The following is a 17599-nucleotide window of genomic DNA, read 5'->3' on the forward strand; positions in this document are numbered from 1 at the left end:
CGGACCTCGCGCACAATGTGCCCGCCACCACGATGACAGTCATTCATGACACCCCGCCCCTACCGCTGCACCGACATCACCGCCTGCCTGTCGATCTTCGACAGCAACGTGCCCACCTACTTCGCACCCGCAGAGCGGGGTGACTTCGAGCGCTTCCTGCACGAACATGCCGTGCAGCGCGCCTTCCAGGTGATCGAGGTCGAGGGCCAGGTGGTGGCCTGCGGCGGCCTCTGGCACTGCGGCGATGGCAGCGCCAGCTTGTGCTGGGGCATGGTCGAACGAAGTCGCCACAGACAGGGGCTGGGACGCGCGCTGGCAGTGGCCCGCCTGCATCAGGCTGAAGCAGACCCATCGGTCCAGCGCATTACGCTCAGCACCAGCCAGCACACGCAGGGCTTCTATGCCGGCCTCGGCTTCCAGGTGGTACGCGTGGTAGCCGATGGCCACGGCGCCGGAATCGACGCCGTGGAGATGCAGCGGGTGCTGTAACCCGGCTCTCGACGGATCCACGCATGGCGTGGATCCGTCGAAGACACGCGCTGGCTCAGAACCCGACGCGCAGGTTCAACTGGCCACCGATATCGTTGCGACCGTCGCCATGCTGGCCCTGCACGAACAGCGACAGCTGGCTGCTGCGTCCCAGGCCGACGGCCACACCGACCTGGCTGACCAGTGCGTTGCGCGCCATCACGGCACTGTAGGCATCGAACGCAGTGCCACCGACGGCGAAGCTCTGCCGGCTGGCCACGTCGGTGTCACCGGACGCATGCTGCCAGCCCAGCCCGACCGTCAGCTGTGCCGGATAGCGCTCGCCGCTGCCCACATCCCAGCGGCCGCGTACGCCGACGGTGCTGACATTGAGCGTGTCCTTGCCGCCCTCCAGCACCAGCGCCGCGCTGCCGCCCTGCTCCACCGCGCGATCGCTGTCCACCCAGTGTTTGGTGAACTGCACATACGGTTGCAGTTGCGTCCTGCCATGGGTCCAGGTCCAGCTGCCTTCGATCTGGGCGATGGTGACATCCGAATCCTGGCGGCTGTGCAGCGTCTGTGCCAGCAGCGGCACTTCACGCGTGGTGCGCGTGCGGTAATCGCCGCGCGACACACTGCCACCGACCGCAAATCCGTTGTTCCACTCGCCCTGCGCATACAGTCCATAGGTGTTGCCACGCAGGCGTGCACGCGACTGGCGATCGTACAGCCGCGTGTCCAGCCGCTCGCTGCCCGCCGCCGCACCCAGCACCACATGCTCGCCGAGCTTCCAATCGACGCCGGCCATCAGTGCATTGCGGTTGGCACGGATCTCGTCACCGTTGCCATCGCCGTCCTGCTTGAACACCTTGCCGCTACCCGCCAGCCATGCCGAAGCACGCTCGCCACGCACCGTCGGCAACTCGCTGCCAAGACGCTGGCGGATGCCCTCTTCCAGGTAGTTGTCGTACAGCAGCACTGCACGGCTGGCTGCATGCACTTCACCGGAGAGCTGGTTGAACGCGTTGCGCGCGGTGGCGGTGTCGTAGGCCAGCAGCGTGTTGTACAGGCCCAGCGCCGCGCCGGTCTGCGGCAGGCTGTCCAGCGCCGATGCCACGCCCAGCTGGTTGCGGGTCTGCGCAGCCGTGACGAAGGCCGCTGTCTGCTTCACATCGATCTTCAGCTGCGCGGCATTCGCTGTGTAGACCGGGCTCAGTGAGAGGAACGCCGAGGTGGTGGTGGGAGGCACGAACTGCCCGCTGACGCCGCCGCCTGCGTTGATGATCGTGTACTGCTGGCCCTGCTGGTAGCTGGTGTTCGGGTCGATGGCATTGACCACCACCGATGCACCACCGATGTTCGCGCTGCCGCCCACCTGCACCACGTCACTGCCGGTAGCGCCCAGGTCGACCGACAGCGTGCTGCCCGGTGCCAGGGTCAGGTTGCCGCCCACGGTGATCGCGCCCGTACCGTTGCCGCCACTGCTGCCATTGCCCGGGCCGTTGCCCGGCGACAGCACACCGCCGCTGCTCACGGTGACGCCGCCAGCGCTGCCGCCGATGGTGCCGGTACCCGACAACGTGGTGCCGCTGCCGATGGTCCATTGGCCACCGACGGTGCCGGTGACATTCAGGCCACCACCGGTGACCTGACCGGTACCGGTGAATCCGCCACTGTTGCCGCCCAGGTTGAGCAGGCCAGGGCCGGCCTGCACGATGCTGCCCGCGCCACTGATGCTGCCACCCAGCGTGGTGGTGCTGCCGGTGTTGACCACCAGGCCACCGTTGTTGGTGATGTTGCCGGTGACCGCGCCGCTGGCGCCGCCGTTGCCGATCTGCACGGTACCGCCGGTGTTGATCGTGGTGCCACCGGTATAGGTGTTGTTGCCGGTAAGGACCAGCGTGCCGCTGCCGGCCTGGGTCAACCCGCCGCTGCCACTGACCACGCCACCAAGCGTGGTATTGCCGCCGACGTTGAACACCAGGCTGCCGTTGTTGCTGACGTTGCCGGTGATCGCACCCGTGGCGCCACCATTGCCCACCTGCAACGTACCGCCGGTGTTGATGGTGGTACCGCCGGTGTAGGTGTTGTTGCCGGTCAGGGTCAGCGTACCGGCACCGGCCTGGGTCAGACCGCCGCTGCCGCTGACCGCGCCCGCGAGCGTAGTGTTGCCACCCACGTTGAACACCAAGCTGCCGTTGTTGCCGACGTCGCCGATGATCGACCCCGTTGCACCACCATTGCCCACCTGCAGGGTGCCACCGGTATTGATGGTGGTGCCGCCGGTATAGGTATTGTTGCCGGTCAGCGTCAGCGTGCCGCTGCCGGCCTGGGTCAGGCCACCGCTGCCGCTGACGGTGCCACCGAGTGTCGTGTTGCCCGACAGGTTGACCACCAGTGCGCCGTTGTTGGTCACGTCGCCGACGATCGCACCGGTCGCGCCGCCATTGCCGATCTGCAAGGTGCTGCCACCGTTGATGGTGGTTCCACCGGTGTAGGTGTTGTTGCCGGTCAGGGTCAACGTGCCGGTGCCGGTCTGCACCAGGCCACCGCTGCCACCGATGGTGCCACCGAAGGTGGTGCTGGCATTGCTGCCGCCGGTGGTCAGGGTGGAACCGCCGAGCACCACGTTGCCGCTGGCAACACCGGCCAGGCCACCAATGGCCTGGTTGCCGGCCGCACTGATGTCCAGCGTTCCGGCGCCGGCCAGGTTCACCGTGCTGGCCGAGGACAGGCTGCCACCGGCGGCGACCGCCAGGGTGCCGCTGTTGATCGTCGTGGTGCCGGTGTAGCTGCTGGCGCCGCCCAGGGTCACCGTCGCCGCACCATCCTTGAGCAGGCTGCCACTGCCGGCGATGTCACCGTCCAGCGTCAGCGGCGTGCCCCCCAGCAGGGTCAACGTGCCGCTTGCCAGCTGCACGTTGTTGGCCAGGGTCAGCGGCACACTGCCGTCCAGCGTGGCGTCACCGCCTACGGTCAGCGTGCCGGTGCCCAGGGCACCACTGCCGCCCAGCGACAGACCACCGGCGTTGAGCACCACTCCGCCACCGAAGGTGTTGCTGCCGGTCAGGCCGAGCACGCCGGCACCGTTCTTGACCAGGCCACCGGCGCCACTGATGTCCCCGGCAAAGGTGCTGTTGCCCGCTGCGTTGGTGGTCAGTGTGTTGCCGCCAAGGCTGATCGTGCTGCCGGCAACGCCGGACAATGTACCGATGGCCTGGTTGCCACCGCTGGAGATGTCAAAACCGGTACCGGCGTTGGCCAGGTTCACTGCGCCGGTAGCGGCCAGGCTGCCACCGGCGCCGATCGCCAGCGTGCCGGCGTTGATGGTGGTGCCGCCAGTGAAGGTGTTGGTGCCGGTCAATGTTTCGGTACCGGTGCCCTCCTTGATCAGTCCACCAGTGCCGCCGATCGAACCACTGAATACACCATTGGTGGCATCGCCGATGGTCAACGTGTTCGCGCCGAGGTTGACCGTGCCATTGCCGATCAGCGTGCCGAATACCTGCGTGCCGCTGCCGGCCGAAAGATCGAAGGTGGCACCCGTGGCCAGATTGACGATACCGCCTGCGCTGAGGCTGGCACCGGCACCGAGCGCGAGCGTGCCCGCGTTGATGTAGGTGCCGCCGGTATAGGTGTTGGTGCCGTTCAACGTGAGGGTAGCAACGCCGTCCTTGGTCAAGCTGCCGGCCCCCGACAGATTGCCGTTGAGGGTGAGATCGTTGCTGCCAAGTACGGTCAGGCCGGCGTTGAGCACCATGTTGTTGGCCAAGGTCACCGCACCGCTGGAATCGAGCGTGGAAGCGCCCCCAACGGTCAACGTGCCGGTTCCCAGCGCAGCGTTGTTGCCCACCACCAGGCCACCCGCATTGAGGGTGACGCCGCCACCGAACGTGCTGGCACCGTTGAGGGTCTGCACGCCGCTGCCATTCTTGACCAGCCCACCGCTGCCGGTCAGGGCACCGTTGAAGGTCGCGTCGGTGGTACCTCCCAGCGTCAGGCTGCTGCCCCCCAACGACACCGTGCTGCCGGCCACGCCCGCCAGCGAACCGATGCTCTGGTTGCCGCCGGCGGAGATGTCGAAGGTGCCGGTACCGGCCAGGTTCACCGCGCCGGTCGGCGACAGGCTGCCGCCCGCCCCGATCGCCAGCGTGCCGCTGTTGATGACCGTGCCGCCGGTGAAGGTGTTGCTGCCGGTCAGGGTGACCGTCGCCGCGCCGTTCTTGATCAGGCCACCATCGCCGGTGACCGCCCCGCCCAGCGTCAATGCATTGCTGCCAAGCAGGTTGAGCGTGGCACCGGCCAGCAGGCCGATGTCGTTGCCGAGGTTCGCAGCGATGCTGCTGTCCAGCGATGCGTTGGCGCCCACGGTCAGCGCGTCGGTACCCAGCGCGGCATTGTTGCCCACCACCAGGCCGCCACCATTGAGTGCCACCCCGCCACCGAAGACGTTGGCGCCGCCCAACGTCTGGATGCCCGTACCGTTCTTGACCAGCCCGCCGGTCCCACCGATCACGCCATCGAAGGTCCCGTTGCCAACGCCGCCGAAGGTCAGCGTATTTCCGCCCAGCGCCACGGTGCTGCCAGCGACGCCGTTGAGCGCGCCGATGGTCTGGTTGCCAGCAACGGAGATGTCGAAGCCGGTGCCCGGCGCGGAAAGCGTGACTGCACCGGTTGCCGCCAGGCTGCCACCGGCACCGATCGCCAGCGTTCCCGCATTGATCAGGGTGCCACCGGTGAAGGTGTTGGTACCGGTCAGCGTTTCAGTACCGGTCCCCTCCTTGATCAGGCCGCCGGTGCCGGCGATGGATCCGCTGAAGACACCGTTGGTCGGTCCGCCGACAGTGATCGAGTTTGCGCCCAGGTTGACCGTGCCACTACCGGTCAGGGTGCCGAAGGTCTGGGCACCGTTGCCCGCGGAGAGATCCAGCGTAGCGCCGGTTGCCAGGTTGACGATGCCGCTGGCGGCCAGGCTTGCACCTGCTCCCAGGGCCAGCGTGCCGGCGTTGACGTTGGTGCCGCCGGTATAGGTGTTCACGCCGTTCAAGGTCAGCGTGGCAGCACCATTCTTGGTCAGGCTGCCGGTGCCGGAGATCACCCCGTTGAGCGTCAGCGCGTTGCTGCCCAGCACGGTCAGGCCGGCATTGAGGGCGATGTTGTTGACCAGTGTTGCCGCCAGGCTGGTGTCGAGGGTGGCCGCGCCACCCACGGTCAGCGCACCACTGCCCAGTGCCGCATCATTGCCGAGCAGCAGGCCACCGGCATTGAGGCTGACGCCGCCGCCGAAGGTGTTGGCAGCGGACAGCGTCTGCACGCCCGCGCCCACCTTGACCAGGCCACCGCCTCCGCTGATCACGCCATCGAACACCGCATCGGCTGCCGTACCAAAGGTCAGCGAGTTTCCTCCCAGCGCGACCGTCGAACCGACCACGCCATTCAGCGCGCCGATGGTCTGGTTGCCGGTTGCCGCCGATAGGTCAAAGCCCGCGCCGGCGCCGCCGAGGGTGACGTCACCCCCGACAGCCAGGCTGCCGCCTGCGCCAAGCGCCAGGGTTCCGGCATTGATCGTGGTGCTGCCGGTGTAGGTGTTCGCATTGGCCAGGGTCAGTGTGGCTGCACCGTTCTTGACCAGTGCACCATTGCCGGACACCACGCCGCCGAGCGTCAGCGCATTGCTGCCCTGCAGGGCAAGCGTCGTGCCCGAGGCCAGGTTGATCGCGTTGCCCACGGTGTAGGCGGCGGCAGTGTCCAGCGTTGCATTGCCGCCGACGTTGAGCGCACCCGTTCCCAGAGCGCCGGCGTTGCCCAACTGCAGGTTGCCGCCATTCAACGCCAGGCCGCCACTGAAGCCGTTGGCGTTGCCGAGGGTCAACGTGCCGGCGCCGTTCTTGACCAGACTGCCGGTGCCGGAAATCACGCCATCGAGCGTGAGTGCATTGCTGCCGATCAGCGTCAGTGCCGAGCCGGCGCCAAGGTTGACCGCATTGGTCAGGTCAAGCGCAATGCTGTTATCCAGGCTGGCATTCGCAGCAACGTTCAGCGCGCCGGTTCCCAGCGCTCCACTGTTGCCCAGCAACAGGCCGCCGCCCGCCAGGTTCAGGCCGCCACCGAAGGTGTTGGCACCGTTGAGCGTCAACACCGTGGCGCCGCTCTTCGCCAGGCCACCGTCGCCGGACACCACGCCGCCCAGCGTGATGTTCTGGCTGCCGGGGAGCGTAAGAATCGCACCGGTACCCAAGGCCACGTTGTTGCTCAGGTTCAGCGCAACCGCCGCGTCCAGCGACACGTTGCCGCCGATGTTCAGCGCGCCGGTGCCGGCCGCCGCACTGCTGCCCAGCAGCACGCTGCCGGCATTGAGGTTGAGGCCACCGCTGAAGCCATTGGTGCCGTTCAAGGTCAACAGCGAGGCGCCGTTCTTGGTCAGGCTGCCGACGCCGGAGATGTCGCCGGTCAGGGTGATGTTGTTGCTGCCGCCCAGGGTCAGCGCGGCACCGAGGTTGACCGCGTTGCCCAGGGTCAGCGCAGAGCTGCCGTCCAACGTCGCGGCACCGTTGACGCTGAGCGCGCCGGTGCCCAGTGCACCGCTGTTGCCCAGCAGCAGACCGCCAGCATTGAGCGCGACGCCGCCGGTGAAGGTGTTTGCGCCGGTCAACGTCTGTACGCCACTTCCGTTCTTTACCAGGCCTCCGCCGACGCCACTGATCACACCGGCGAAGACCTGGTCGGCCGCACTGCCAAAGGTGAGCGTATTGCCGCCCAATGCCACGGTGGAACCTGCCACGCCGGACAGTGCACCGATGGTCTGGTTACCACCCAGGGAAAGATCCAGCGCCGCCCCAGCCCCCGACAGGCTGACCGCGCCAGTCGCGGCCAGGCTGCCACCACTGCCCAGCGCCACCGTGCCGGCAGCAACGTTCAAACCACCGGTGAAGGTATTGGCGCCGTTGAGCGTCAGTGTCGAAGCCCCGCTCTTTATCAGGCCGCCACCACCGGAAATCGCACCGCCCAGTGTCAGCGCGTTGCCACCCAGCACGTTCAACGAACCTGCCGCGCCGATGATCACGTCATTGCCCAGGGTCAGGGCTGAAGAGGTATCCAGCGTCGCAGCGTTGTTGATGTCCAGCAGGCCGGTACCGAGCGCACTGCTGTTGCCCAGCAGCAGGCCGCCACCGTTGACGACGAGGCCGCCACTGAACGTGTTGGTGCCGTTCAACGTGAGCAGAGATGCGCCGTTCTTGCCAAGGTTGCCGACGCCGGAGATCACCCCGTTCAACACCACGGGCTGGCCGCCCTGCAGCGCGAGCGAGCCACCGGCGCCGAGCGTGATGTCGTTGGCCAGGGTGAGCGCTGCGGTGGTGCCATCCAGCGTGACCTCGCCGCCCACGCTCAGCACACCCGTTCCCAATGCACCGTTGTTGCCGAGCAGCAGGCCGCCGCCATTCAGGGCAAAACCACCGGTCAAGCTGTTGCTGCCGGACAGTGTCTGCACTCCGGTACCGACCTTGACCAGGCCACCGGTAGTGCCAGTGAAGTTGCCGGCGAAGGAGGTATTGCCGAGACCGCCTAGAGCAAGTGTGCGAGTGCCCAGGCTGACCGTTCCACCAAGCCCGGACAGCGAGCCGACGGTCTGGTTGGCTGCGGCAGTGAGGTCCAGCGACGTGCCTGCCGTGAGCGAGATCGCAGCGGTCGGTGACAGGCTGCCACCTGCACCGAGCGCCAACGCGCCGCCCGCGATCGAGACATTGCCGGTAAGCGTGTTTGCACCGCCCAGGGTGAGCGTGCCGGCGCCGTTCTTCACCAGGTTGCCGGCACCAGACAGCGCACCGTTCAACGTCAACGCATTGGTGCCGACCAGATTCAGACTGCCACCACCGTTGACGACGATGTTGTTGGCGAGATTGAAGGCCCCGCTGGTATCCAGCGACGCGGCACCACCTACCGTCAGGTTGCCGCTGCCCAGCGCACCTGCGTTGCCCAGCAGCAATCCGCCAGCATTGAGGTTGACGCCACCACCGAACAGGTTCGCGCCGCCCAGCGTGACCACACCGGTGTTGGTCACGGTCAGGCCGCCAGCACCGGACAGCACACCACTCAAGCTGAAGGGGTTGGTGCCGCCCAACGTCAGTCTGCCAGTGTTGAGCGCAAAGGAATTTGCAAGCGTGAGCCCGCCCGCCGATGCCGCGATGGCGCCGCCGTTGACGTTGAAGGTACCGGTACCGAATGACGCCGCGTTGTTGAAGTTGACCAAGCCATCGTTGATCGTGGCACTGGTTCCGGTCCAGGCACCTTGCAGATTCCAGGTACCACTGTTGACGGTCAGGTTCTCGAATCCAGTGTAATTGCCCCAAACGAGGTTGGTCACCGTCCCGCCGGTACCCGCGCCCGGGCCCGAAGCGCTGTTCTGCAGCAGCAGGCGATCGCTGGCACCGGTACCGCCATCGACAATGCCGGCAGCGGCCAGATTCACGCCTACGGTGCCCAGAACGCCCGCAATGCCCGTTGCCAGCACGCCGCGGTTGACGCTTGAACCGGACACGGCGGTGAACGTGTTTCCCGTCGTCGTGGAGTTGCCCAGGTGCACGCTGCCGGTGATGCTGCCGGCGTTGATCACATGGTTGCCCGCTGTTGATCCGCCCAGACCTATGCGGCCGGTGATGCTGCCGCTGTTGGTGAGGTTGGTCTGCGCACCGCCGTAGCTGACGATGGCAGCGGCGTCGGCAGTGGTGAACAGCCCCGCCCCGAGGATGGACATGTCCACGGTGCCGTCATTGGTGATGTTGGTGACACCACCGGCAGCGTTCTGCGTGACCAGTGCCTGTCCACCAAACCCAAGAATCGAACCGATGTTGACCAGGCCCTTGATGCTGCCGCCCGCCTGGTTGTTGACGTTGATGGTATTGCCACCGGCAGTGTTGTTGCCCAGCACCATGCCTGCCGCCGCAAGGCTCAAGCCGCCGTTGATGGTGGGATCGATCGTGCCCTGGTTGTTCACCGTGATGCCGTTGCCGGACAGCGTCACCGCAGTGCCCCCCAGTACCGGCGGCACGCTCAGCACCGCGCCGGTGGCGATGTTCAGGGTCACGCCATTGGCGGTACTGGAAAGATTGTTCTGGTCCGTCGCGCCATCGCAGGTAATCACCGCACCGGCCGTGGTGCAGGCTGCAAACGCCGAGCCGCTGGCCAGTGTGGCCGCCAACGCCACTGCCAATCGCTGTAGTTTCATCCCGCGCCGTGTTGCCGTGATACCGCCTCCCGTCGGATTCTGGGTGATTTCCGAGGCCACCTGCATCACACCCAGGGCACGGTTGAAAACCAGACGGTAAATGCGGTTCATCGGTGAATCTCCATGAAATGACCGGTGGCACAGCAGGCAGGTTTTTTGGAGGTGATGTCGTCCTGCCCTGCTCCACCCGGGAACAAGACCTGCGGTATCAACCTTGAAAAACAGTCACACTTTCACGTGCAAGCGCTGCAGGAACTGCGCGCCGCTGCACGTCCGTCAGCGCGAAAACTCCCCGGTTTCGCTTGACGAATGGGCGCACTGTGCGGCCGTCAACGCCAGCACCACGTGAATCCGGCGCGTTATTTTCATGATGGCCGTCAAATAATCACGGCAGTCGTCACGACTTTGCCGAAAATGCATATTCTCTTGTTTCTGCAGAACGGGAATATCCATATTCCCGCCGCATTCGTAACCGGCCTCAGCTGCTGGAGAGTTTCATCAGAACCAGGCCGGCGACGATCAGTACCGCCGCGCCAATCCGCATCGGGCTGACCTGCTCGCCCAGGAACACGATGCCGACCACGAAAGCACCGACCGCGCCGATACCGGTCCAGATCGTATAGGCGGTGCCCAGCGGCAGGCTGCGCATGGCGACGGCCAACAGCCAGAAGCTGGCGATCATGCCGACGATGGTGATGACGGTGGGGGTGAGTTTGGTGAAGCCTTCAGACTGCTTCATCGACACGGCCCAGACGATTTCCAGCAGGCCGGCAAACAACAGATAGATCCAGGCCATGACAGCCCTCCTTTGGTAGGGCCAGGCCGTCCTGGTCATTGAATCCCGATGTGGGGGAGGTCGTTCCTCCTGGGACCGGATTCTAGCAACGGCGGCAGCCACCGGCCGATGCTGGGGGCACAGGGTTACATCGGATTCAGTGCATGAAGCTGGCATCAACGTACCTGCCTGCGCTAGAATGCGCGTCTGCCATCGGTAAGCCGATGTGCAGTCCGGCTGTGGTCTCCGGCGCACAACGCGCTGCTTCCCCTGATCCGTGAATCGGCCGCCTCCGGGCGGCCAACGTCTCTATGGTGGCCCCGTCGGCCCCTCGCGACGCTAGGTCGAAAACTCCGCCAGGGCCGGAAGGCAGCAACGGTATCGATCGACGCGGGCGCCGAGGTCAGCCGGCGGGGCCACCGCCTTTTCGGCGAAGCCCCGCTCCGGTAGATGCCAGCCTTGGTTGGGCCCTTCGCCGGGCATGCCCCGGCGCTACCGCGCCTCAGGCGTACCCTGATGGAACACCATCCGCCAGCCCGTTGAATGCTGACGCCACAGCGAGCTGCGCAGCACCCAGCGCTGTGGTTGGTCATCGACGTGATAGCGACTGCGGTAACGCACCTGGGCCAAGCACTCTGCCAGCATCCACACGGCGTACTGGTCCGACTCGATCACCACCTGCGCACGCTCCAGCGGGATCTCTTCCAGCGCGGCTTCACGGCCGTAGCACTGGCCGGAGCTGCCGATCTCATTGAAATCCTCATCCAGCAATGCCGCCAGACGCTCATGGTCTGCGCGCACCTGCGGGCAATGCAGTGCGCGTTCCAACCCCACCAGTTCGGCGGCCAGCGCCGGTGAAGCGGCGGCGCCAGCGCTGCTCACGGCGGATCCTGCGCCAGCACGTGCGGGGCGGTCGGCGCGGCCAGCACAACACACTGGCCCGGCTGTGCCACCCGGTGCCCGCGCGCGGCCAGGACCTGGCCATCGGCCACGCTGGCGTAGTGGTACAGCATCATCCGTGCCTGCAGCTCGGCGCTGTACTCGCGCTCCAGGTCATCCACCCCGGTATGCGAAGGATTGCCGTGCAACCCGCAGTCGTGGGCGATCAGTTCGTTGTCACTGGCATAGCGCGCCAGCATTTCCGGAATCGGCCTGGTGTCGCCGCTCCAGGTCAGCGCGCCCTGCAGGCGCAGGCCATAGGCCGTCTCCGGCCAGTGGTGCCGCACCGGGAACACTTCCAGGCGCACGCCCTCGTGCCAGAACGCATCGCCCACCACGATCAGCTGGAAGGCATCCCAGAAGTTGGCGCCGCCCTCGGCCAGCACGTTCGGGTAATCGCCGATGCGCTTGTGCAGCAGCGGCACCACCGTGGCCGGCACGTACAGGCGCACCTTGCCGCGCCGCTGCGCGCTGAAGAAGGTATCCACGAACAGCCGTTCGAAACCGGCCACGTGATCCAGGTGCACATGGGTAACGAACAGCGCCTGCGGCATATGCCCGTAATGGGCCTTGAAGGCAGTCAGGCCTTCGCCGCCGCAGTCGATGGTCAGCCAGGGCCGGCCATCGCGCTCGATCACCGACATCGGCGAACCCAGCTCGACCGCCGACGCATTGCCGACGCCGAGGAAACGCAACGACCAGTCCATCAGGTGCCCCGGTTCCAGGCCATGTCATAGGCGCGACGCAGGCGCGCGTAGTCTTTTTCCACGTCTTCCACGCTGCGCTCACCGCGCAGCTTGACCAGCGAGCGCAGCAGGCGCTTGAGATTGCGCTCGCGCCAGGCCGTGGCCGGGATGCGGATCACCCCGCGATCGAAGTCGATCAGCCAGCCATGCCCGTTGCCATCGAACAGGATGTTGTGCGCATTGAGATCGGCATGGTCCAGCCCGGCACGGTGGAAGCGCGCGATCATCCGCCCGGTTTCCTCCCACGGCGCCCCGCGCCCGGCCACCAGTGCGCGGTCGGCCAGCGAGCGCACCCCTTCGATCCGTTCCATCAGGATCGCGGCGCGGTAGCGCAGGCCTTCACGCATGTAGAAGGCGGCAATCGGCCTGGGCACCGGCAGCTTCTTCTCGCGCAGCGCGCGCATCAGCCGGAATTCGGCAAAGCTGCGGGTCCGGTCCGCCCCCCGCCAGATGTACTGGTCGTGGCTGATCCGGGCCGCCAGCCCCCCGCGCAGGTAGTGCCGCAGTACGCTGGCGCCGAACGGCGCATCCACGAACCAGGCGCTGCCACGGCCGCCCTCACCCACCGGCCGGGCCTTGCCGGCCCAGTGCTGTGGCGAGAACAGACCGATGTCGGCTTGCCGCAGCCGCTCGCGGTCGAACAGAATGGCCCCGATGCCGCGACCCTCGCGGCATGGCGTCAGCGCTTCATTGGCGTCGAATGCGACCATTCCTTTGAGTCTAACAACACATGGCATCAGCGTCCTCCTCCTTGTGTCTTCTGCGCCTGTCCGCTCTTGGCGATGTGACCCACGTAGTGCCGCTGGTGCGCACCCTGCAGGCCGCGCGCCCGGACACGCCGATCCACTGGATCATCGACAAGGTCGGGCAGAAGCTGCTCGATGGCCTGCCGGGCGTCACCTTCCACGCCTACGACAAGAAGACCGGCATGGCCGGAGTGAAGGAGCTGCGCAAGCAGTTGCCGCCTGGGCGTTTCGAGGCCCTGCTGCAGATGCAGGTGGCCTTCCGCGCCAACGTGCTGTCCGCCTTCATTCCTGCCGAGCGCCGCATCGGGTACGACCGCAGCCGCTCCAAGGATCTGCACGGCCTCTTCATCAACGAACGCATCCCTGATCGCCCGGGCATCCATGTGCTTGATGCCATCGGCAGCTTCTGCGAGCCGCTGGGCCTGCGCCAGACCGATGTCAGCTGGGACCTGGCCGTGCCGCAGGCAGCCTATGACTGGGCCGCTGCGCAATGGCAGGACGATGGCCGGCCGGTGCTGATGATCTCGCCCTGCTCCAGCCACGTGCGCCGCAACTGGTACGCCGACCGCTATGCCGAGGTCGCCAACCATGCCGTCACGCGCGGTTGGCGGGTCGTGCTGTGCGGCGGCCGCAGCGAACTGGAGCGCAGCATGGCCGACGCCATCCAGGCCCAGCTGGATGTTCCGGCGCTGGACCTGGTCGGCAAGGACACGCTCAAGCAGTTGCCGGCCCTGCTGGCCCGCGCCAACCTGGTGATGACCCCGGACTCTGGCCCGATGCACATTGCCAACGCAATGGGTACCAAGGTGCTGGGCCTGCATGCGGCCAGCAACCCGAACCGCAGCGGCCCATATTCGGACCGCCGCTACTGCGCGGACCGCTACGACGACGCGGCGCGCAAGTATCTGGGCAAGCAGGCAGCCGACCTCAAGTGGGGCACCAAGATCGAATTCGACGACGTGATGGAACTGATCACCGTCGAGGACGGCATTGCCGCGTTCGAGCGTTACGTCGCCGACCATCTGGGGTGAGTGGCACGCCGGGCAGCTGAGCGCTGTCTACGGGGTGCGGACCTTGGTCCGCACCGTCCCGCAACCCGGGAGATCCATCCACGCATGGCGTGGATCTACTGCGTCGGGCCGCCCGGGATTACGCGCGCTGCGTGTAATCCTGGTAGGACTTCTCTTCCACGTACGCCGAACCCAGCGCCAGGTTGATCGCCTTCTTGATGCGTGCGCGTTCGTCGTTGCGCAGGTACACGCTGCGCGCCAGGTCGATGAACCCCTGATCGAACGCCTGCGCCTTGTCCTTCAGGCGGATGTCGTCCTCGATCTCCCACAGCTGCTCGTTGACCGACTTCAGCTCGGCGCGCAGCTTGGCGATGTCCTTCACTGCCGCCGGGTGCGCCATCCACGTGGTTTCCAGCGCGGACAGCTCCTTGCGTACGTTGGCCAGCTTGCCTTCGTCACTGATGCGCTCGGACTTGATCTGCAGGATCGAGATCTTGTCCAGCAGCTCGCCGAATGAAACGGGGACGAGGATTTCAGCGGTCATCGTGGCGGCTCCAGCAGGTGATGACGTACATGGTAACCCGCCGCACGCGAACAGCATCCACGCATGGCGTGGATCTACTGAAGCATCCGCAGGAAGGCCGGCAAAGGGAGGGGCCCGAACGTTGCATCGCAACGTTTGGGGCGACGCGCGAAGCGTCGTCGCATCCCCGCGCCAGATTAAAAAAGAAGGGCTGCCTTTCGGCAGCCCTTCTTTTTTAATCTGGCGGAGAGGGGGGGATTCGAACCCCCGAGGCGCTATAAACGCCTGCCTGATTTCGAGTCAGGTACATTCAACCGCTCTGCCACCTCTCCAGATGTTCCCCGGCGAACCGGGGACGCGCATCATACGAGGAAGCGCGGCTGACGACAAGTCATTGCGCCCAATGAAGTGAAATTTTCCTGACTGCATGGCTTGCCGGATGTCCGCTTGGCCGTGATGATGCCGTTCTCCCCGGCATTACCCCCTCGCCCAGCACCCACCATGATCGAATTCGGACATCTCACCCACCCCGGCCTGCGCCGCGAGCTCAATGAGGACACCTATTACGGTGACGGCGAGCTGGCCCTGTGGCTGGTAGCCGACGGCATGGGCGGGCACGCCTGCGGCGAGGTGGCCAGCGCACTGGCGCGCGAGACCATCGTGCGTGAGATCCGCCGTGGCGCGCCGTTGGCGCAGGCGATCCGCACCGCCGACGAAGAGATCATCCGCGCCTCGCGCCGGCGCAACGACAGCCTGCCGATGGGCACCACCGTGGTCGCTGCACGGGTGCAGGGCAACCGTTACGAAGTGGCCTGGGTCGGCGACAGCCGCGCCTATCTGTGGCGCGATGGCCAACTTGCCCAGCTCAGCCAGGACCACAGCGTGGTGCAGGAACTGGTCGCGCAGGGCAACCTGACCGCCGAGCAGGCGCGCGCCCATCCCCACCGGAACGTGGTCACCCAGGCACTGGGCGTCACCGACCCGGCACACCTGAACGTGGCGACCACCAGCGGCGAGCTGCGCCCGGGCATGCAGTTGCTGCTGTGCAGTGATGGCCTGACCGAGGAAGTGGATGACCGCGGCATCGCCCGCACCCTCGCCTTCGACGACGCCAGCGCGCAGGAATGCGTGGACAGCCTGGTCGCCTCCGCCCTCGACGGCGGCGGCTCGGACAACATCACCGTGATCCTGGTGCGCTGCCACTGATCCACGCCATCCACGCATGGCGTGGATCTACAGTAGAGCCACGCCATGCGTGCCTGCATTTCACACGCATCACCACGCCATGCGTGGCTGCATTTCGCACGCCACCGCTGCGCCTACGCGCTCGCGGCTTCTTCCACCTTCGGGCCGTCCCACAACGCGTGGCCGGCCTTCTTGCGCAGCCGTTCCAGACGCGCCGCATGCGCTTCCTGCTCCGACGGCGTGGCCACCACGCGCGGCCGCGGCAGCAGCTTGGACGCATCGAACGCCTGCAACGCCGCAGCGCCACCGGCATCGTCATCGCCCAGCCCGAAGCCGATCTCCTCCTGGCCCGAGGTCAACGCGATGTACACATCCCCCAGGATCTGCGCATCCAGCAGACCGCCATGCAGGGCGCGGTGCGAGTTGTCCACGCCCAGTCGCTTGCACAGGGCGTCGAGCGAGTTGCGCTGGCCCGGGAAGCGCTCGCGCGCCAGCGCCAGGGTATCGATCACCGTGCAGCGGTCGGTGATCTTCCCGTACTGCTCTCCCAACAGGGACAGCTCGTTGTCGAGGAAGCCCAGGTCGAACGCGGCGTTGTGGATGATCAGCTCGGCGCCATCGATGAAGGCCAGGAACTCCTCCACGACCTGCGCGAACTCCGGCTTGTCGGCGAGGAATTCCAGGGTCAGGCCGGTCACTTCCTGCGCACCCTGTTCGAATTCGCAGTCCGGCTTCAGGTACTGGTGATAGGTATTGCCGGTCGGGCGGCGCTTGAACAACTCGACGCAGCCGATTTCGACGACGCGGTTGCCCTTCTTCCACTCCAGGCCGGTGGTTTCGGTATCAAGGATGATCTGACGCATGGGCTCAGTTTACCGGGCTGCCGTCGCGGATCTGGATCGCGGCGTTGCGGGCCAGGGTATCCACACGTTCATTGTCCGGGTCGCCGGAATGGCCTTTCACCCAGCGCCAGTCGATCTGGTGCCGCAGCGTGGCGGCCTGCAGGCGCTCCCACAGTTCACGGTTCTTCACCGGGTCACCGCCGGCGGTCTTCCAGTTCTTGCGGATCCAACCCGGCAGCCACTGGGTCAGGCCCTGCCGTACGTACTGCGAATCGGTGTAGAGGACGATCTCACAGGGCTCGGTCAACGACTCCAGGCCGGAAATGGCCGCCATCAGCTCCATCCGATTGTTGGTGGTATGCGCTTCGCCACCGCTCAGTTCGCGCTCGTGCCCCTTGTAGCGCAACAGCGCCGCCCAGCCACCGGGGCCGGGATTGCCGAGGCAGGAACCGTCGGTGTGGATTTCGATGGTTTTCAATACAACTCCAGATCAGGTAGCAACGGTGCCGTGCCAACGCACGGGCAACGGGGTCGGCCCGGGCAGGGCCAGCGTGCGTTTTTCAGCGTGGAACAGGCAGGCCGCGCGCAGGGGGGCCCAGCCGCCGCGACGGCGGCTGCCGGCACCCTGCCACATCGGCCCCAGGTAACGCATGTCCTCGCATTCCAGCCCATGGCGCTCAAGCAGCTGGCGGATCCGCTGCGGCGTGCGCACCACCAGCCCGTGCTGGCGCCAGCGCGTGCGGAACGGGCTGAACGGGTTGAGGCTGGTCAGCCACAGATGGCCGCCGGGCATCAGCACGCGCTCGCATTCGTCCAGCAGATGGTCGGCATCGCCGACGGTCACATGCTGCAGCACGATGGCGTTGACGCTCTCGTTGGGCAGCGGCAACGGCAGGGCACAGCGGGTATCGCCGGCGTAACCACTGCCCTGGCGATGCAGGCGCAGGCCCCGACCGCCCAGCTGCGCATCCGCCAGCCAGGCGGCGCTGGGGGCGATCCACAACCAGGGCCGGGTCGGCAGCAGCGACAGCTGCGGCAGCAGCAGCTGCCGTTCGAGCACGCGCAGGGCCTCCGCCGGTTCACTGTCGAACCACGGGGCCTGGCTCGCTTGACGGGTGCTCTGCAGCGCGGGCATGGTCCAA

At 66.4% G+C, this 17599-nt stretch carries 13 protein-coding genes, 1 tRNA gene and 1 other RNA gene; 4 read left to right on the forward strand and 11 right to left on the reverse strand.

Annotation, left to right across the window (positions count from 1 at the left end; genetic code table 11):
• Nucleotides 1-45: 45 nt before the first annotated feature.
• Nucleotides 46-489: a GNAT family N-acetyltransferase gene (locus ABIA73_RS14975; RefSeq protein ID WP_263929799.1), complete on the forward strand. Its 444-nt coding sequence runs from the start codon at nt 46-48 to the stop codon at nt 487-489.
• A 55-nt stretch (nt 490-544) separates the two neighbouring features.
• Here the strand turns inward: ABIA73_RS14975 and ABIA73_RS14980 are convergent, their stop codons facing one another.
• The 3 genes from ABIA73_RS14980 to ABIA73_RS14990 all read right to left on the reverse strand — a co-directional run bounded on the left by ABIA73_RS14980 (nt 545) and on the right by ABIA73_RS14990 (nt 10487).
• Nucleotides 545-9802, reverse strand: coding sequence for an autotransporter-associated beta strand repeat-containing protein (locus ABIA73_RS14980; protein ID WP_354275971.1), 9258 nt, complete (start codon nt 9800-9802; stop codon nt 545-547).
• A 165-nt stretch (nt 9803-9967) separates the two neighbouring features.
• Nucleotides 9968-10144, reverse strand: a complete 177-nt coding sequence (locus ABIA73_RS14985) for a hypothetical protein (RefSeq protein WP_309910701.1) — start codon at nt 10142-10144, stop codon at nt 9968-9970.
• Nucleotides 10145-10169: 25 nt separating this feature from the next.
• The gene (locus tag ABIA73_RS14990) at nt 10170-10487 is read right to left on the reverse strand and encodes a DMT family transporter (protein ID WP_032977375.1); all 318 of its coding nucleotides are present in this window, start codon (nt 10485-10487) and stop codon (nt 10170-10172) included.
• 299 nt (nt 10488-10786) lie between these two features.
• On the opposite strand from ABIA73_RS14990, the gene ffs reads away from it, so the two are divergent.
• Nucleotides 10787-10883, forward strand: an RNA gene (gene ffs, locus ABIA73_RS14995) — signal recognition particle sRNA small type.
• A 75-nt stretch (nt 10884-10958) separates the two neighbouring features.
• On the opposite strand, the gene ABIA73_RS15000 is transcribed toward ffs, so the two are convergent.
• The 3 genes from ABIA73_RS15000 to ABIA73_RS15010 are packed head-to-tail and all read right to left on the reverse strand — an operon-like array spanning nt 10959 to nt 12861.
• Nucleotides 10959-11348, reverse strand: coding sequence for a nuclear transport factor 2 family protein (locus ABIA73_RS15000; protein WP_354275972.1), 390 nt, complete (start codon nt 11346-11348; stop codon nt 10959-10961).
• On the reverse strand, nt 11345-12112 hold the full coding sequence (locus tag ABIA73_RS15005; RefSeq protein ID WP_312401030.1) for an MBL fold metallo-hydrolase: 768 nt from the start codon (nt 12110-12112) through the stop codon (nt 11345-11347). Before ABIA73_RS15005 ends, ABIA73_RS15000 begins: the two co-directional genes overlap by 4 nt.
• On the reverse strand, nt 12112-12861 hold the full coding sequence (locus ABIA73_RS15010; RefSeq protein WP_033830466.1) for a 3-deoxy-D-manno-octulosonic acid kinase: 750 nt from the start codon (nt 12859-12861) through the stop codon (nt 12112-12114). Before ABIA73_RS15010 ends, ABIA73_RS15005 begins: the two co-directional genes overlap by 1 nt.
• Nucleotides 12862-12881: 20 nt before the next feature.
• Between ABIA73_RS15010 and ABIA73_RS15015 the strand changes: the two genes are divergently transcribed.
• Nucleotides 12882-13928 carry a glycosyltransferase family 9 protein gene (locus ABIA73_RS15015; RefSeq protein ID WP_105163520.1) on the forward strand — a complete coding sequence of 349 codons (1047 nt, stop codon included), beginning with the start codon at nt 12882-12884 and terminating at the stop codon, nt 13926-13928.
• A gap of 118 nt (nt 13929-14046) precedes the next feature.
• Here ABIA73_RS15015 and ABIA73_RS15020 read toward each other — a convergent pair whose 3' ends face one another.
• Both ABIA73_RS15020 and ABIA73_RS15025 read right to left on the reverse strand, forming a co-directional pair.
• Complete coding sequence (locus ABIA73_RS15020) at nt 14047-14451, reverse strand: DUF6165 family protein (RefSeq protein ID WP_025878158.1); 405 nt, start codon at nt 14449-14451, stop codon at nt 14047-14049.
• Nucleotides 14452-14671: 220 nt separating this feature from the next.
• Nucleotides 14672-14762: transfer RNA gene (locus ABIA73_RS15025), tRNA-Ser, on the reverse strand.
• A gap of 169 nt (nt 14763-14931) precedes the next feature.
• Between ABIA73_RS15025 and ABIA73_RS15030 the strand changes: the two genes are divergently transcribed.
• Complete coding sequence (locus ABIA73_RS15030) at nt 14932-15636, forward strand: PP2C family protein-serine/threonine phosphatase (protein ID WP_025878157.1); 705 nt, start codon at nt 14932-14934, stop codon at nt 15634-15636.
• Between the two features lie 113 nt (nt 15637-15749).
• On the opposite strand, the gene dnaQ is transcribed toward ABIA73_RS15030, so the two are convergent.
• Genes dnaQ through ABIA73_RS15045 form a run of 3 tightly spaced genes read right to left on the reverse strand, consistent with a single transcriptional unit; the run spans nt 15750 to nt 17592 of the window.
• Nucleotides 15750-16478: a DNA polymerase III subunit epsilon gene (gene dnaQ, locus ABIA73_RS15035; RefSeq protein WP_025878156.1), complete on the reverse strand. Its 729-nt coding sequence runs from the start codon at nt 16476-16478 to the stop codon at nt 15750-15752.
• A gap of 4 nt (nt 16479-16482) precedes the next feature.
• Complete coding sequence (gene rnhA, locus ABIA73_RS15040; protein WP_025878155.1) at nt 16483-16935, reverse strand: ribonuclease HI; 453 nt, start codon at nt 16933-16935, stop codon at nt 16483-16485.
• Between the two features lie 12 nt (nt 16936-16947).
• Entirely contained in the window at nt 16948-17592 is a 645-nt protein-coding gene (locus ABIA73_RS15045) for a class I SAM-dependent methyltransferase (protein ID WP_025878154.1), read from the reverse strand.
• Between the last annotated feature and the right edge of the window lie 7 nt (nt 17593-17599).

Source organism: Stenotrophomonas sp. 2694, from assembly GCF_040548715.1.
GTDB lineage: Bacteria > Pseudomonadota > Gammaproteobacteria > Xanthomonadales > Xanthomonadaceae > Stenotrophomonas > Stenotrophomonas indicatrix.